Source organism: Gimesia aquarii (assembly GCF_007748175.1).
GTDB lineage: Bacteria > Planctomycetota > Planctomycetia > Planctomycetales > Planctomycetaceae > Gimesia > Gimesia aquarii_A.
In genome coordinates this window covers 4,536,522-4,551,259 of the sequence record NZ_CP037422.1, presented here as the reverse complement: position 1 = coordinate 4,551,259, position 14,738 = coordinate 4,536,522, and the positions used below count along the sequence as shown (strand labels likewise).

General features: G+C 46.2%; 13 protein-coding genes. 7 read left to right on the top strand and 6 right to left on the bottom strand.

All coding sequences use genetic code 11. From position 1 onward, the window contains the following. Positions 1-165: 165 nt before the first annotated feature. On the top strand, positions 166-1,356 hold the full coding sequence (dinB, locus tag V202x_RS17335) for a DNA polymerase IV (protein WP_145177688.1): 1,191 nt from the start codon (positions 166-168) through the stop codon (positions 1,354-1,356). A 46-nt stretch (positions 1,357-1,402) separates the two neighbouring features. Here the strand turns inward: dinB and V202x_RS17330 are convergent, their stop codons facing one another. From V202x_RS17330 to V202x_RS17320, 3 genes are read right to left on the bottom strand one after another with little or no spacing between them, the layout of a single operon-like run. After that, entirely contained in the window at positions 1,403-2,956 is a 1,554-nt protein-coding gene (locus V202x_RS17330; protein ID WP_145177685.1) for a sulfatase family protein, read from the bottom strand. Between the two features lie 12 nt (positions 2,957-2,968). Next, positions 2,969-5,188 (bottom strand): ABC transporter permease subunit/CPBP intramembrane protease, encoded by a 2,220-nt coding sequence (locus V202x_RS17325; protein ID WP_145177682.1) that lies wholly within the window; start codon positions 5,186-5,188, stop codon positions 2,969-2,971. After that, on the bottom strand, positions 5,188-5,964 hold the full coding sequence (locus tag V202x_RS17320; protein ID WP_145177680.1) for an ABC transporter ATP-binding protein: 777 nt from the start codon (positions 5,962-5,964) through the stop codon (positions 5,188-5,190). The genes V202x_RS17325 and V202x_RS17320 overlap by 1 nt, the downstream gene beginning before the upstream one ends. 506 nt (positions 5,965-6,470) lie before the next feature. Between V202x_RS17320 and V202x_RS17315 the strand changes: the two genes are divergently transcribed. Continuing rightward, positions 6,471-7,691 carry a PQQ-binding-like beta-propeller repeat protein gene (locus V202x_RS17315; protein WP_145177677.1) on the top strand — a complete coding sequence of 407 codons (1,221 nt, stop codon included), beginning with the start codon at positions 6,471-6,473 and terminating at the stop codon, positions 7,689-7,691. 89 nt (positions 7,692-7,780) lie between these two features. Here V202x_RS17315 and V202x_RS17310 read toward each other — a convergent pair whose 3' ends face one another. Both V202x_RS17310 and V202x_RS17305 read right to left on the bottom strand, forming a co-directional pair. After that, entirely contained in the window at positions 7,781-8,830 is a 1,050-nt protein-coding gene (locus V202x_RS17310; protein WP_145177674.1) for a hypothetical protein, read from the bottom strand. A gap of 201 nt (positions 8,831-9,031) precedes the next feature. Next, entirely contained in the window at positions 9,032-10,531 is a 1,500-nt protein-coding gene (locus V202x_RS17305) for a PLP-dependent aminotransferase family protein (protein WP_145177671.1), read from the bottom strand. 133 nt (positions 10,532-10,664) lie between these two features. Between V202x_RS17305 and V202x_RS17300 the strand changes: the two genes are divergently transcribed. The 5 genes from V202x_RS17300 (at position 10,665) to V202x_RS17280 (ending at position 14,255) form a co-directional block, all read left to right on the top strand. Then, complete coding sequence (locus V202x_RS17300) at positions 10,665-11,102, top strand: cupin domain-containing protein (protein ID WP_145177668.1); 438 nt, start codon at positions 10,665-10,667, stop codon at positions 11,100-11,102. An 11-nt stretch (positions 11,103-11,113) separates the two neighbouring features. Then, positions 11,114-11,566, top strand: a complete 453-nt coding sequence (locus V202x_RS17295) for a carboxymuconolactone decarboxylase family protein (protein ID WP_145177664.1) — start codon at positions 11,114-11,116, stop codon at positions 11,564-11,566. 69 nt (positions 11,567-11,635) lie between these two features. Next, entirely contained in the window at positions 11,636-12,439 is an 804-nt protein-coding gene (locus tag V202x_RS17290) for a DJ-1/PfpI family protein (protein ID WP_145177661.1), read from the top strand. A gap of 161 nt (positions 12,440-12,600) precedes the next feature. Further along, positions 12,601-13,689, top strand: a complete 1,089-nt coding sequence (locus V202x_RS17285; RefSeq protein WP_145177658.1) for an NAD(P)/FAD-dependent oxidoreductase — start codon at positions 12,601-12,603, stop codon at positions 13,687-13,689. Further along, a complete protein-coding gene (locus V202x_RS17280) occupies positions 13,686-14,255 on the top strand; it encodes a class I SAM-dependent methyltransferase (RefSeq protein ID WP_145177655.1) in 570 nt (189 codons plus the stop codon). The genes V202x_RS17285 and V202x_RS17280 overlap by 4 nt, the downstream gene beginning before the upstream one ends. Before the next feature lie 12 nt (positions 14,256-14,267). Here the strand turns inward: V202x_RS17280 and V202x_RS17275 are convergent, their stop codons facing one another. After that, positions 14,268-14,519 (bottom strand): DUF2007 domain-containing protein, encoded by a 252-nt coding sequence (locus V202x_RS17275; RefSeq protein ID WP_144985033.1) that lies wholly within the window; start codon positions 14,517-14,519, stop codon positions 14,268-14,270. Positions 14,520-14,738: the final 219 nt, after the last annotated feature.

Genomic DNA, 14,738 nt, shown 5'->3' with positions numbered 1-14,738 from the left:
ATTCTTTTAAGTACGTTTCTACTGAGATCCTTGCTAAAATGAAACTTCAGAAAATAGCAATCACCTCAAAAGAGTAATAAGAAATCAATGTTAGACTGACAAAGCCTGCAAAGCGAACTCTTTATAAGTGAAGTTAATTAAATTTACTGACGTCCGAATAATACGATGCGCACAATCTTGCACGTTGATATGGACGCGTTTTATGCGTCAATTGAAGAACGGGATCACCCGGAATTAAAAGGACAACCGATTATTGTCGGTGGTCGTTCCGATCACCGTGGTGTTGTTTCGGCAGCCAATTATACAGCGCGGGAATTCGGAGTTCACAGTGCGCAGCCGATGAAAACCGCCCGCAGGCTTTGCCCCCATGGTCACTATTTTCCGGTCCGAATGAATGCTTACGCTGATATTTCACAATCCATTCAACAGATTTTTCGAAAATACACCCCGCTTGTTGAACCCCTTTCTCTTGATGAAGCGTTTCTGGATGTCACCGGCAGCAAATTATTGTTTGGTACCGGACAAGAAATCGCGGTCACGATTAAACAGGAAATAAAGCAGCAATTGAATCTGATTGCCTCGGTAGGAGTCGCGCCGAATAAATTTTTAGCAAAAATCGCCAGTGATATTGATAAACCAGATGGACTCGTCATTGTGCAACCGGACGCCATACAAGACTTTCTCGACCCCTTACCCATTTCTCGTGTGTGGGGCATTGGTAAAGTAGCCAGCAAACGGTTTGACAAGCTAGGCGTTCAAACCGTTGCACAATTGCGAGCCATTGACTCGCAATTATTAGGTGAGCTATTTGGCGAACAAGGTCAACACCTCTGGGAACTGTCGCGGGGAATTGATGAGCGGCCTGTTGTTTCTGAGCGACGCGCAAAATCGATTTCACGCGAGACGACTTTTTCTCAAGATGTCACTGATCGAGACATTCTGAAGACCGTTTTGATTCAACTGGTTGAAGATGTTGCCCGAAGATTGCGCAAAAATGGATTACGCGGCAGAACGATTCAACTCAAAATACGTTACGATGATTTTTCCACATTTACGCGCGCCGCGACAATCAACCAACCAACAGATATTACAAGGGAAATTGAAGAGGCGGCATTACTCTTACTGGAAAATCGACTTCCACAGCGGACTTTATCAATCAGACTAATTGGAATCGGTATTACGGGCTTTGATATCGGACCATTACAGCAGCGGTCATTATTTGATGAAGCAGATCAGCAAAAAAACTCTCGTCTGGATCATGTCAAAGATCAAATCGCCCAACGATTTGGGACAGAGTCATTAAAACGAGGGACCCGAATTTCTAAGGACGATTCCGAAGATGAGCCGACGACTTAAAGAAGACCTTCCCTTTTGTGTTCTCTGTTCATACCTGGCTGAGTTATTATTTTTGAGCGGGGGCCCAACGTCGCTCCTGAATCGTGTCAAAACGAACCTGCGTGTCGTTGGCACTGATCTGACTGGCACGACTACTGCCTTGATCGATTAGTTTTTGAAAATCGGCGGTCATTTGCGCAACAATTTTCGGACGTTGTTTCACTAAATTTTTCTGCTCACCAATATCAGCATCCAAATGATAAAGTTCGGTAATGGTTGGTTTCCCGCGAGATTGTTGAAGGTTGCGGCCACTCATTTTAAAGACAAGCTTCCAGGGACCATCACGATAGGCAAATTCCCCATGATTGGAGTGGTTAACAAGTGATGTGCGATGTTGGTCTGATTTCTTACCGAGTAAAGAGGGTAGAAAACTCATACTGTCCTCTGCCCCGTTTGAAGGTAATTCTGCTCCCACAATTTCTGCATTCGTGGCAAACAGGTCAGTGAGGCACACCATTTGGTGACTCTCAGAACCAGGTTTGATACGGTTCGGCCAGCGCACGACAAGCGGAACACGATGCCCACCTTCCCAAATATCTCCTTTATGTCCTCGATAGGGACCACTGGGAAAATGGCCTGCATTAATCAAATCATCCCAACCGGTGTAGTGTGAATGGCCGTTATCTGCCGTGAAAATCACAATGGTATTTTCGGCGATGCCCGCTTGATCAATGGCTTTTATCACCTGACCGGCAGACCAATCTGTCTCCATCACAAAATCTGCTATCGGAGCAATTCCGCTTTTTCCACGAAACTTTGCCGACGGTACAACCGGTTCGTGGGGCGAAGTCATAGAAAAATAAAGGAAGAACGGCGAGGCTTGCTGCGCCTGGTCATGCACATATTGAACCGCGCGTTTCGTAATTTCCGGAAGAATCTTTTGCATGCGCCAACCGGGTGCCGTGGGTGCACCGACGAAACCTCTCGGTAAAACAATCCCTTCACTGTGGTCTAATTGAAAGCCTGCAGTTGGCTGAGTCGTAAGACGATCATTTTCAATAAATGCAAATGGAGGAAGGTTGGGAAGATCGACTCCAAAATAATAATCAAAGCCGCGCGCAGTCGGTCCTCCCTTGATCGGTTTTGTAAAATCCCACTGAAGTTTCCACAGCCCGTTTCTTTTTTCTGTCATCCGACTCGGCTGCGCCCCAGGCCAATTCCAACCCAGGTGCCATTTGCCGATACAGGCGGTGCGATAGCCTTGCTCCTTTAGAAATCCAGGAAGTGTCGGACGATCCTCAGTAATCAAAGGTGGCTCATAGGCGGCAACCACCCATTCCTGCATGCGTGTTCGCCAACTATAGCGCCCCGTTAATAAACCATAGCGAGTCGGCGTGCAAACCGCGGATCCACTATGCGCGTCGGTGTAACTGATTCCCTGCTGAACAAGACGATCCAGATAAGGTGTGGGAATCTTATTTTGGGGATAGTGTGCTTGGATATCTCCCACGCCAAAATCATCAGCCAGAATCACAACAATGTTTGGTCGTTGTTGATCGGCAGCGGGTAGCGAAGAGACGCTGATACTAACCAGAATGAACACGATCCATTTCACAGCCATTGATATCTCCCATTAGTTTTTCTCAGTCAGGCTCTTTGCAGCAGCCAGCTGATTACGATTGCTAAGGTAAATCAGTGTGAATCCAACAATCACCAGAATCAGAGAAGTTCCCAACCAGAGCATCGGTAAATGTTTCTGATTCTCCAGATTGACTTCCCATTCGGAAAACGCATCCTGATAATTGGCAATCGTTATCAACAGCCCATTGTGTATCATATGCAACATGATACCCGGAATCACACTGCGGGCGAGAACATTCACGTATCCCAGACTGAGTCCCATTAAAAAACTGGGAAAAAAACGTTCAATGAACAGGGAATCTCTGACAATCACATGAAACAAAGCAAACAGGAATGAAGAAATTAGAATCGCAGGTGTACTTGAAAATCGATTTAATAAGGCACTTAACAAATATCCGCGAAAAAATAATTCTTCACACACTGCAGGTAAGACTGCCAATGAGATCAATTTCACCCACAAAGGTACACTTCCCAGCTCCAGTTTTAATGATTCAAACATCTTGGAAAGTGATTCAATCCGGTCATTGTTGAGTGAGAGAATCTCAATTTCATACGCGAAGGGCCACAAGGTGAAGCCCAGCAGGATTGCCCCCAGACATGCCAGGACTTTAGGGGGAAACCAGCGGAATCCCGTTTTTAATTTCACACCTCCCATGCGTGCGAATAACAACGGAATCAAAAGAAACAGGCTGAAGGTCAACGTTCCTGAAACTAACAAACGCTGGGACATCGAAATCTCACCCAGACGCCCGACAAGTGACGAAGAAAGAATAAAAACGGGAAATAAGACCGCCAGACAAATCATGGCGTTATTGAGAGCGGGGACTAAGTGCTTCTTTTGTGATCGCTTCAGTAAATCAGTCCAGGTAGTATGACTCTGGTACAAAATCGTATCGGCTCCAAAAATACGAGCCGCGATTCCGAGCGCAATGACGCCATAAAACAAAGTTGAAATCACGGAGAGAAACACTAAGCCCTGCTGTGCTTCCTGGAGAAGAAAGTCGCGGCTTAATAACACAATATTTGCTAAGGGAATGACGGCCCACATCGGAGTCATCTTTAAATCGGGTACCATTCCCAAAATCCCGGGTGCCATTGAAATCAGCATCAGTGGAATCAAGTACGCCTGCGCTTCTTTAAAACTGCGCGCAAAACTGGTCAGGCACAATAATACAGCAGAAAAGAAAGCTGCAAAAATCACAAGCAACAGCAAGATCTCAAGCAAAACAAAAGGAGTCATACCTGCACCAAACAAGACCGTTTCCAATCCGTTGGCATAAGCGGTCGCCAGCATGGCCGTCATATTGACCAGCGCTGTCAGGATCGCCACAAATAAGACCGCGATGAATTTAGCACTTAAAATCCACATCCGTGGAAGGGGAGCTGCCATTAAGGTTTCGAGCGTGCCTCGTTCACGTTCCCCTGCAGTTAAGTCAATGGCGGGATAAACGGCACCTGTAACCGTCATCAGAATTAAAATCAGAGGCACAATTGTGACCAGCGAGAATGCCTGTGCCGAATCTGAGTTGACCGCAGAAACCGATGTCACGAAAGGGACGGCATCGCTTTCACCAAAATCTCTCAGAAGCCGGTTCCGGTAATTCCACCTGACCGCCTGCAAGCGTTGCTCCACATAGTCAGCAACACGACGACTGTGTCTCGATTGAGCTCCGTAGATGATTTCAAATCGCCCTCTCAGCTTGTTGATATCAGGATTTTGATCCAGCTCATCACTGGGAATATAGCGAACTCCAATATCAACAGATCCTTCGCGCACTAAAGTTTCCAGGCTTTGGACATGCTCTTCGTGATCCGCCATCAATATCTTGATTTCTGGATCTTCCTGCTGGAATTTTTCGAGTGTTTCGCCTGACTTTGTCTTTTCTGAATCCGAAAACTCTTGATATTCTTTTAACGTCAGGAGTTGTTCTCCATGAGCAAACACGTCACGGAATAGCTTCGCTTCAGGTTCATTGGGCAGCACAATCTGATATTCCACTTTTCCCAGATTCGTCATCTGGCTGATAAAGAACTTTTGCAGCATTAACCCCAACAAGGGATAAACCAGCACCGGCATTAAAATCAAAGTAATAATAGTACGACGATCGCGCAGAATTTCGCGCAGTTCTTTTTTTAAGAGACCTGAAAACCGAAACGTGATCGTTGAGCCAGGCATGTGATCCTGCGAATCTGAACTAGAAGGCGACGACATTAAATCACTTTCTCTTGAGTAGCAGGTATGGTTTCATCCTGTTCAAAAGGGGTGTCCAGTAACTGCAAGAAAATCTGCGTCAATGTCTGGCACGATGTCACTTCTTGCAATTCTGTCAGAGTACCTTCGTATCGTTTTTTCCCCTGATGCATCAAGCCGAAGCGATCACAGAGTTGTTCTGCTTCGTCCAGCCGATGCGTACAGACTATGACCGCTTTCCCTTCATCGCGCAGGTGGTCAATGTAATCAAAAATGACTTTACTGCCAACCACATCCAGGCCACGGGTCGGTTCATCCATGAGCATGACAGGAGGATTATGAATGAGCGATCTTGCCAGATTCACACGTTGCTTTTGCCCCGTACTCAAAGTGGCAGATCGGCGATCCAGAAACGTGGTAATATCAAAGAGACGAGAGAGTGCTCTAATGCGTTCCGTAGCTTGCTGCTTGGAAACACCATAAACGTCAGCAAAGAAAAATAGAATTTCACGAGGGGTCAACCATTGATACAAACCCGCACTGGTCGATACCAAGCCCACCCTCCGTTTGATTTCATCGGGATGGCTTGATACCAGAAACCCTTCCACTTCTGCATCGCCGCTGGTAGGTTTCAATAATCCCAGAATCATTCTGAGCGTGGTTGTTTTACCGGCTCCATTGGGTCCCAATAAACCATAAACCTCACCCTGTTGTACTTGAAACGAGATTTGGTCGACCGCCAGGACATCCTGGTTACTCGCTTCGAATACTCGCGTAAGGTCTTTTACGATTATCATTTGGGCAACCCTCCCCTACTCTAATATGACTCATAGAGCGCAATGCAACCTGCCTAAAACACCAGTCAGTGAGGCACTTTTGAATCCAGATGTGTCTCAACATGTTAAAATTAGTTTTGAATGGATTGCCATGCTTAAAAAGCGTTGATGTCACGGGAACCGTGATATTGAAATGCTGGCACGTACTCAACGCATTTTGGAACTTCGTCATTGTAGCAAACTGAAAGTGAATCTGTCACGTTCTATAGAAGGAACCAGGCAAAGATTATCCATTGTTTCAGTAAACGGTTGAATATAAGCTTGGCGTTCACAACAGATTGATGAATGAATGAAGAAGATTTCGGATGCACCTTGCATGAGGTTGCATGCTTGATCAAAATAAATAGGTTCGATACGAATCATACCAATTCGAACCCTGCCAGAAATTGCCTCCATTGCTCTGGTCCATTTACGAAATTAAAGGTCATACAATGCGCACTCACACTCGAAGCGGATTATTTTGCTGCATGCTCATAACATGCTTGACTACAATTGATACCTGGGCAGCAGATGACTGGAGGGTCTGGCGCGGCCCCAACTCCAATGGAATCGCTGCCTCAGACCAGACACCGCCTGTGATTTGGTCGGAATCCAAAAACATTCTCTGGAAAGCGCCTCTGCCCGGACGGGGTCATGCCTCTCCCATTGTCGTTGATGACCGTGTACTGATTGCCACAGCTGATGAAAAACAACAAATCCAATCCGTTGTCTGCTTTGATCGCACTTCGGGACGGCAACTTTGGAAAACCGATGTGAGCCAGGGAGGCTTTGCTGCCAAGATTCATCAAAAAAATACGCATGCTTCTCCTACCTTAGCATCGAATGGAGAAACCGTTTTCGCTGCATTCCCTCACCATAAAAGTATTCAAGTCACTGCCTTAAATCTTGATGGAAAACAACTGTGGCAGATCACCGCTGGTGGTTTTCTGCCCCGTGCGTATCAGTTTGGCTATGCTCCTTCTCCCATCCTTTATGAGGATAAAGTCATCGTTGCGGCAGAGTTTGAAGTGAATGGTTACATCGCCGCCTTTGATCAACAAACTGGACGAGAAGTCTGGCGAATCAAACGACCGAATAAACTCAATTTTTCGACGCCCATCGTGGCACGAATCGCTGGACGCGACCAGTTACTCCTAAGTGGTAATTCGAAAGTCGCCAGTTTTGATCCCCAAACGGGACGCGAACTCTGGTCCAGCCCCAGCCTCTGGGTTGTCTCCTGTGGTACAATGGTCTGGGACAAGGATCTTGTCTTCGCCAGTGGCGGCTTTCCCACAAAGGGGACATTGGCAGTCAAAGCCGACGGTTCTGGAAAAGTCGTCTGGACGAACCGAGTCAAATGTTATGAACAATCGATGCTGGCTCACAACGGCTACCTCTACGCGGTCGACGATAATGGAATCGCCTATTGCTGGAATGCACAGACAGGAAAAGAGCAGTGGAAAAGCCGACTCGGTGGAAAAGTTTCTTCCTCGCTCGTGCTGGCTAACGGCAACCTGTACCTTTCCAATGAACAAGGTAAAACGTTCGTGTTCCGCGCCAATCCAAATAAATTCGAATTGGTCGCAGAAAATCAGCTCGGCGATGAATGTTTTGCAAGCCCCGCGCTATGTGGCAATCAAATTTTCCACCGCGCTGCCAGCCGCGCTTCAGGAACGCGCAAGGAAACGCTTTATTGTATTGGGAAGTGATTCTTCAACGCCATTAGAGCAAAAGCTCAAGTACTAACAAAACTCATTCAACAAGTAGTAAATCTGATGAACCCGCATCTCTGACTGCATCAACAACAATGAGAGCTACTGTTACTCGCCGGCTTCGAAACTGGTTGAGGTGGCTGCGGCTTTACCTTGGGTTGTACTGCCTTAGGTTGCACTTTTTTAGGTTGAATTACGGGTAGCTGTTTCGTCTTCAATTTGAGTAAGTTCGCTCGAGCAGGTATTGGTTGAACCGGGATGGCCTTAACTGGCGTTGTTCTTAATTTGTGTGGAACCTGGAACACAACACGGCCTGCAGTATACCCGTTAGTCCAATGATACCCCACCTGATCTGGTTTGGGTCTTGAACTCGTTTTGGGATTGGACCAGACTTCTTTCTTATCCAGCTTTACCAAAACTGCCGTCGCTGATAACTTTCCACACCCATAAGACCATTTTTTACCATCGGTTTCGAGAAATAGAATCACTTCTGGATTAGAATTTCTCTCAAACAAGAATACAGCAGCATCCGAGTTTTTTGCATCAGTTGGCTGATATCGGTCGAACGGTTCGGGATGTAGATTTAAATAGATTTTTTCTCTGCCAAGCATCTCCTCAGCTGAAAAACGAATTGCGAGTTGCTTCATCTGCTCTAATCTTTCTGGTGCGGTTGCAGCAGGTTGGGGAGCTCCCGGAAGTGGTTTGAAATCGACACCCAATTCCCAAGGTTGCCAACTGACTCCACGGCCGTTAATCCGAAAAGGTCCTTCTGAGACAGCAAGGAACTCAAAAGTGGCAAGACCTGTGTTTCCTCTCGGGTTACCCATTTCGACGGTAACATAAGCACGTGGGCGCCCTTTCTTGCCAAGACGCCAGATAGCACAGTCAGTCATTTTGTACTTTGGGTCTGTATATCGCAGCACGGGATCTTGTACGAAAGCCAGCGGCTCACTTCGTTTCTCTTTCGTCCGAATGGACCAGGAATTCATTAAATGACGCATGATATCCAGATTAGAGGGAGAGGTCTCCGTCTTTTCTACACCCTTCTCTTCAAATGCTATCACTTGAACTGTCACAGTGATCAAAAAAGCGGATGCCAAAAAAACATACGATTTAATCTTGAACATATCCTTCATGATTATCCTCTTTACAGGGAACATAAGATTATTAGTAAACTTAATTATTCAGCGAACCTCACTAATAATCAATTCCAAAGTCGCATAATATTTAATGATCAAAAAAATAGTAATTTAGTGTTTCATTTCGATAGTCACGTTTTGATTGTGTTATTTTGAAAATCTAAAATGTTCCAATCTCAAATGATTCGGCAATAGATTTTATGCTCGTTTCAGGTAATTCATCGCCCAACTGCGAATCGTGTTTTCGATTTGCTCTTCTGTGAATGCGGCAAAACCCAAAATCATCCCCGCCGGATTTGTACCAGGGGAAGCATAGAATGAGACTGGATGATACTCGATCTCCAATTGATCGGCTGAGCGTCTGAGCTTTGCCTCTTTCTTTTCATTCGCCCCATAAACGACGAGTTGCAGCCCTGTCTCCGTACGACTGAAATGAACCTCATCCCCGAAATTCTGTCTGATTGCTTCAGAGAGGGCAGCCTGTCGACTTGCATACGAGGTGCGCATTTTTCGCACATGGCGTTCAAAATGGCCTTCCTCAATAAAGTCTGTCAGCACTGCCTGCTCAAAGGGAGGCGAATGCCGATCGGCCAGCCAACGCGCACCTACAAACGCATTAACGAGTTTGGCCGGAATGACAAGATAACCAAGCCTGAGTCCGGGGAACAACACTTTACTGAAGGTCCCCATATAGAGCACACTTTCGTGCTGATCCAAACCTTGAATGGAGGGCAGAGGACGCCCATCGTAGCGGAACTCGCTGTTGTAATCATCTTCCAGAATCCACCCGGAATGATGCTGTGCCCAGTTAAGAAGTTCCAGTCGGCGAGAAAGACTCATCGTCATTCCTAACGGCCAATGACTTCCCGGTGTGATATAGGCCAGGCGTGCATTCGCCTTCTGCCTAACCCCCTCACTGACAATGAGTCCTTCTTCATCAACCGGAATCGAAACGACTCTGGCACCGTTCAATTCAAAAACCAGTCGTGCGGGTGTGTAGCCGGGTTCTTCGATCCAGGCCGTATCCCCAGGATCAAGCAGTAACCGCGATACGAGCTCCAAGCCCTGCTGAGCTCCTGCTGTAATCAGTATCTGGTCAGAGCAGCAATTCACACCACGAGAGATTTTCAAATAGTCGGCAATCGCTTGACGAAGTGGGCGATACCCCTGTGAATCTCCGGTTCCCCAAAGATCGCGGGACAGACGTCGCAGCCGCCGTTCTGAAAGACGTTGCCAGATGTGCCGAGGAAACAAATCCAATGCCGGTACGTGAGGGCGGAATGGACGAGGCGGTTTAATACCCAGTTGATTCCAGTCACCAAATTCAAACATTTGCTTTCCACGCTGAGAGAGTAACGCACCATCCCGTTGTGTTTTGTTCTCCTTCTTTTTCCGGGCTTGAGGACGATTGAGCAGTGTCTCGGGCAGTTCTGTGGAAACACGTGTCCCAGAACCAATTTCTGCCTGCAGATAGCCTTCCGCGATCAACCGTTCGTAGGATTGCGAAACCGTGTTTCTCCCGACGTGAAGGTCCCCGGATAAACGCCGTGTTGCAGGGAGTCGTTCTCCCGGTGCAATCCGTCCCTGCAAAATGGCGTCGCGCAGTTGATCTTCCAGTTGTCGATAGAGCGGCTGAGCCGACTCATGATCGATCAGAATCGTCGCAAAATCAAAGCGCTGAGGATTTCGGCGCCCCATAAATTGGCCCCATACATTCTTTGGTAATTGGATCTTATTCAAGAGCCATTTTAGATGTAAAATTTTCCCATTGCAACAAATGTTGTAATCAAGGTTGCATTAAAAATTCGAATCTCAAGAGGAGAAACAGTAAATGAACTATCGATTCATCCCACTGGTAGCATTGATTGTCGTGGTCGGTTCGCTTACGACAGTCGCCCAGAACACAACGAATTCCAAACAGCAGACAAAAGCCGCTCAGGTCAAAAAAATTTTAGTACGTGATCTTGATGAAACATTTGACGGCAAACCGGCTCGAGCCACCATGCATGAAATCACCTGGGAGCCGGGTGCTTCCACGCCCGCGCATCGGCACCCTTGTCCGACACTCGTCTATGTACTTGAGGGAGAATTAGAAACCCAAGTTGGTGATGGCCCTCTATTACATCTGAAAGCGGGAGACACTCTGTATGAACCCACAATGATCCTGCATTCCAAGACTCGAAATCCGAGTAAATCAAATCGTGCGCGGATTCTAGCGATTCAAATTCACGATCGCGCAACGAAACGCTTAACGATCCCCGAAAAATAAAGGAGTCCCTGATGTCCCCACCTCGACTCGACTATAACGACGCTGCCCCGGAAGGTCTGCAAGCACTGCTGGGAGTTAACGAATATACTCAAACCTGTTCAATTGATACCAAGCTCAAAGTGTTGATTGAATTGCGGGTTTCTCAGATTAATGGGTGTGCGTTCTGCATCGATAAGCACAGCCAGGAAGCGCGTGCACAAGAGGAGAGCCAGCAACGACTGGACTGCTTATCCGTGTGGCGCGAGACAACGTTTTACAATAACAGGGAACAAGTAGCACTAGCATGGGCTGAGGTAGTAACCAAACTCTCTGCAGGGCAAGTCCCGGAAGGATTTTATCAAAAAATGTGTCTTGAATTTTCTGAAAAGGAGATCGTCGACCTCACAATTATCATTGTCATGATGAATGCCTGGAATCGCCTGGCTATCAGCATGAAACAAGGTCCAGCTAAACGAACTAATTAATCAGCAATCAACTCTTACCATTTCTGAGTCTAGAAACCCACAGAACCATAAATACAAAGGAATATTTTGATGCTCTCACGAATCACCGTTATTGTTTTCATTTTACTCGTTTTTGCAGCCATTACGTTCTCTGTCGTGACAGGACAGAATGATGAAAATACAACAAATCAAAATAGCTCATCACAAAACATCAAATCGCAGCCGGGGCAATGTGTCGTCGCCTCACAACCAGAAGGCAATCAGAAATCGCAATCTTTAAATCCCGAATTGCCTACCATCGGTGTGCTCGTGGTCGATGACGTTCTGCTTACAGAAGTTGCTGCTCCCTTTGATGTGTTTGGTAAGCATGACGCCAATGGTAATCAGCGATTTAATGTCATCTTAATCGGTAAGGAGCAGCGTCCCTATCTTTCTGAAGAAGGGCTGACGCTCGTTGCAGATTTTTCATTTTCTAATGCGCCCCCGTTGACCGCATTAATTGTTCCTGGTGCTTTTCAGATGCAGGAGATTCTCGAAGATCAGACCATTGTCAATTTTGTTCGCAAATCGGGACAGGATGCAGAGTATCTCGCCAGCAATTGTGCCGGAGCATTTTTATTAGGAAAGTCCGGGCTAGCCAACAATCGAAAGATCGTGACCTATGTTGGAGGTGGTCAGGTACTCAGGAGTACGTTTCCAAAACTTAAGGTTCAAAACGATTCCAACACAACTCACGTCATTGATGAAAATATTATTTCATCCAACGGCAACCTGACGAGTTATATTTCAGCGTTACTAGTCCTGGAAAAAATGACGGACAAATCACACCGTAAGTATGTTGAGTCACAACTTTATCTGAATCGACTCAAAAAATGGAATGGTGAATTAGAGTAATTTTTTTACTTAGACTCATCCATTCAAAGCACAGAATATTGAAAATATTGCGATTCCGGGATTCGTGTCTATCTGTGTTTTCAAATACGATCTTGCTGCTGTATGATGATTCTCATTCATCGATCGGCCCCAAGAGATAGCTTTACAATGCAAAATCGTAAATGGAAACAAAAACAGTGCCTGCTTTGAAACGAGTTGATTACATCATCGTGGGGCAAGGTCTTGCAGGTACGGCACTCGCCTGGACTCTGGCAAATCGAGGATATGATGTTTTCATCGTGGATCGTTGTGAGCAGACAACTTCTTCACATGTCGCAGCAGGTCTAGTGACTCCGATCACAGGACTACGGTTGGTTGTTTCCTGGCGACTTGATGAGTTTCTCCCCTTTGCTACCAATTTTTATCGCAACATTGAACAAAAAACGGGCTCTTCATTTTTTAAATTAAAACCGATGCTACGTCTGTTTGCTTCAGACCAAGAACAGGAGCAATATCGACAGAGGTCACAAACTCACTTCCCACACCTGGTTTCGACACCTGAACCTCTGGCAGCGGAATCAATGTTCGAAATTTCCAGGGGAGGCTTTGAGATGAGTCAGGGAGCACAGCTTGATGTTCCCACCTATCTCAACGTATCCCGTCTTTTCTTCTCGCAGCAGGACCGTTTTCTGGAAGCCGATATTGATCCCCTCCAAGATCTGGATTTTGCGTCAAACGGAATCTCGTTGCCTCAGTGGAACGTGACAGCCAGGAAAGTCATTTTTTGCGAAGGCATCCACGGTCAACAGAATCCCTGGTTCAAAACGATCCCCTTCGAAGGCGCCAAAGGAGAAATTCTTACCTTAAAAATTCCAGGGCTGACTGAACGCCGCGTCGTACATCGTGGCGTTTGGTTGGCACATTGGAAAGAGGATCTCTATCGAGCCGGTTCGACCTATGATCGCGAACATCTTAACTGCATACCTACGAGTGCCGGTCGCGCTGAAATCTGTACCCGACTGTCTGAATTTCTGAAATTACCAGTAGAAGTCATTGATCACAGTGCAGCAGTCAGACCGATCATTCGCGGTCGATTACCTGTGATGGGACTACACCCAGTGCATCCTCACATAGGATTTTTTAACGGGTTCGCCTCAAAAGGAAGTTTACAGACTCCCTGGATGGCCGATCATTTTGTCAATGTCCTGGAGGAAAAGATACCTCTGGAAAAACAATTAGACCTTCATCATAAAATTGAAGTGCGCACATGACACGTTTAACCATACAAGCCCAGGATTTGATTTCTACGGTTTTACAATCAGGTGAAACCGCCATCGATGCGACTGCTGGCAACGGACATGACAGTCACTTTCTTTGTAAGACTGTGGGATCTACCGGGAGGGTTTATGCATTTGATATTCAACAAGCAGCCCTCGATCAAACGGCAGATCGACTTCAGCAATCCGGCTTTTCTAATTACAAACTGGTGCATGATGACCACAGTCGACTGCATGAACTGATTCCCGCTGAATGTCATCAGCAAATCGGTGCGATTATGTTTAACCTAGGTTATCTACCAGGAGGCGATCATACTATGATCACACAAGAACAATCGACGATTACTGGAATCGAAGCCGCTCTGACTTTGTTACGCTCTGGCGGGATTTTGACAGTCTTGGCTTACCCCGGTCACCCAGGAGGCGCTGCAGAAACAGAAGCGGTTTCTGTGTTATTTAGCCAGCTTGAAACTACTCAGTATATTGTCAAAGTGCTTTTCGCACAATCAGAATCTACAGAGGCACCTCGGCTGTTTATCGTGAAGAAAATCAGCCTCTAGCTCAGACAATGATTATTCTTCCTCGTCTGAATCGTCTTCTGAGCCTTCATGCTGAATCGTGTGACGAACTTCTTCAATAATTTCCTTTGCCCGGTCTGCATCCGCCGATGCGACATCCAGCTTGATTTCCAACACACCTGCAAGGCCTGCCTGATTTTCATTTTCGAGTAAGCAGCGAATTCCCTCTCCCTCAAGCGTCATTTTTAGAAATTCTGCTTCCAAAACATTCGGTGTGTAATACACTGTTTCCAGGTCTTCGCTCATCGTTCTTTTTCCTTAAGCAAACCATCATAGCCAATGATGGTGATATAATAATTCGGTGATAATGCAATTGATTGTCTGCCCAAACTAACCAGATCGTGATGACATATCAATACTACTTTTAAATTGAATTCACATACAGTGTGAATCATGAAAGACATTGATTATTACTTTTAAATGATACCACCCGGTGATACCTTTAAGGAAGTCACCATACCCATT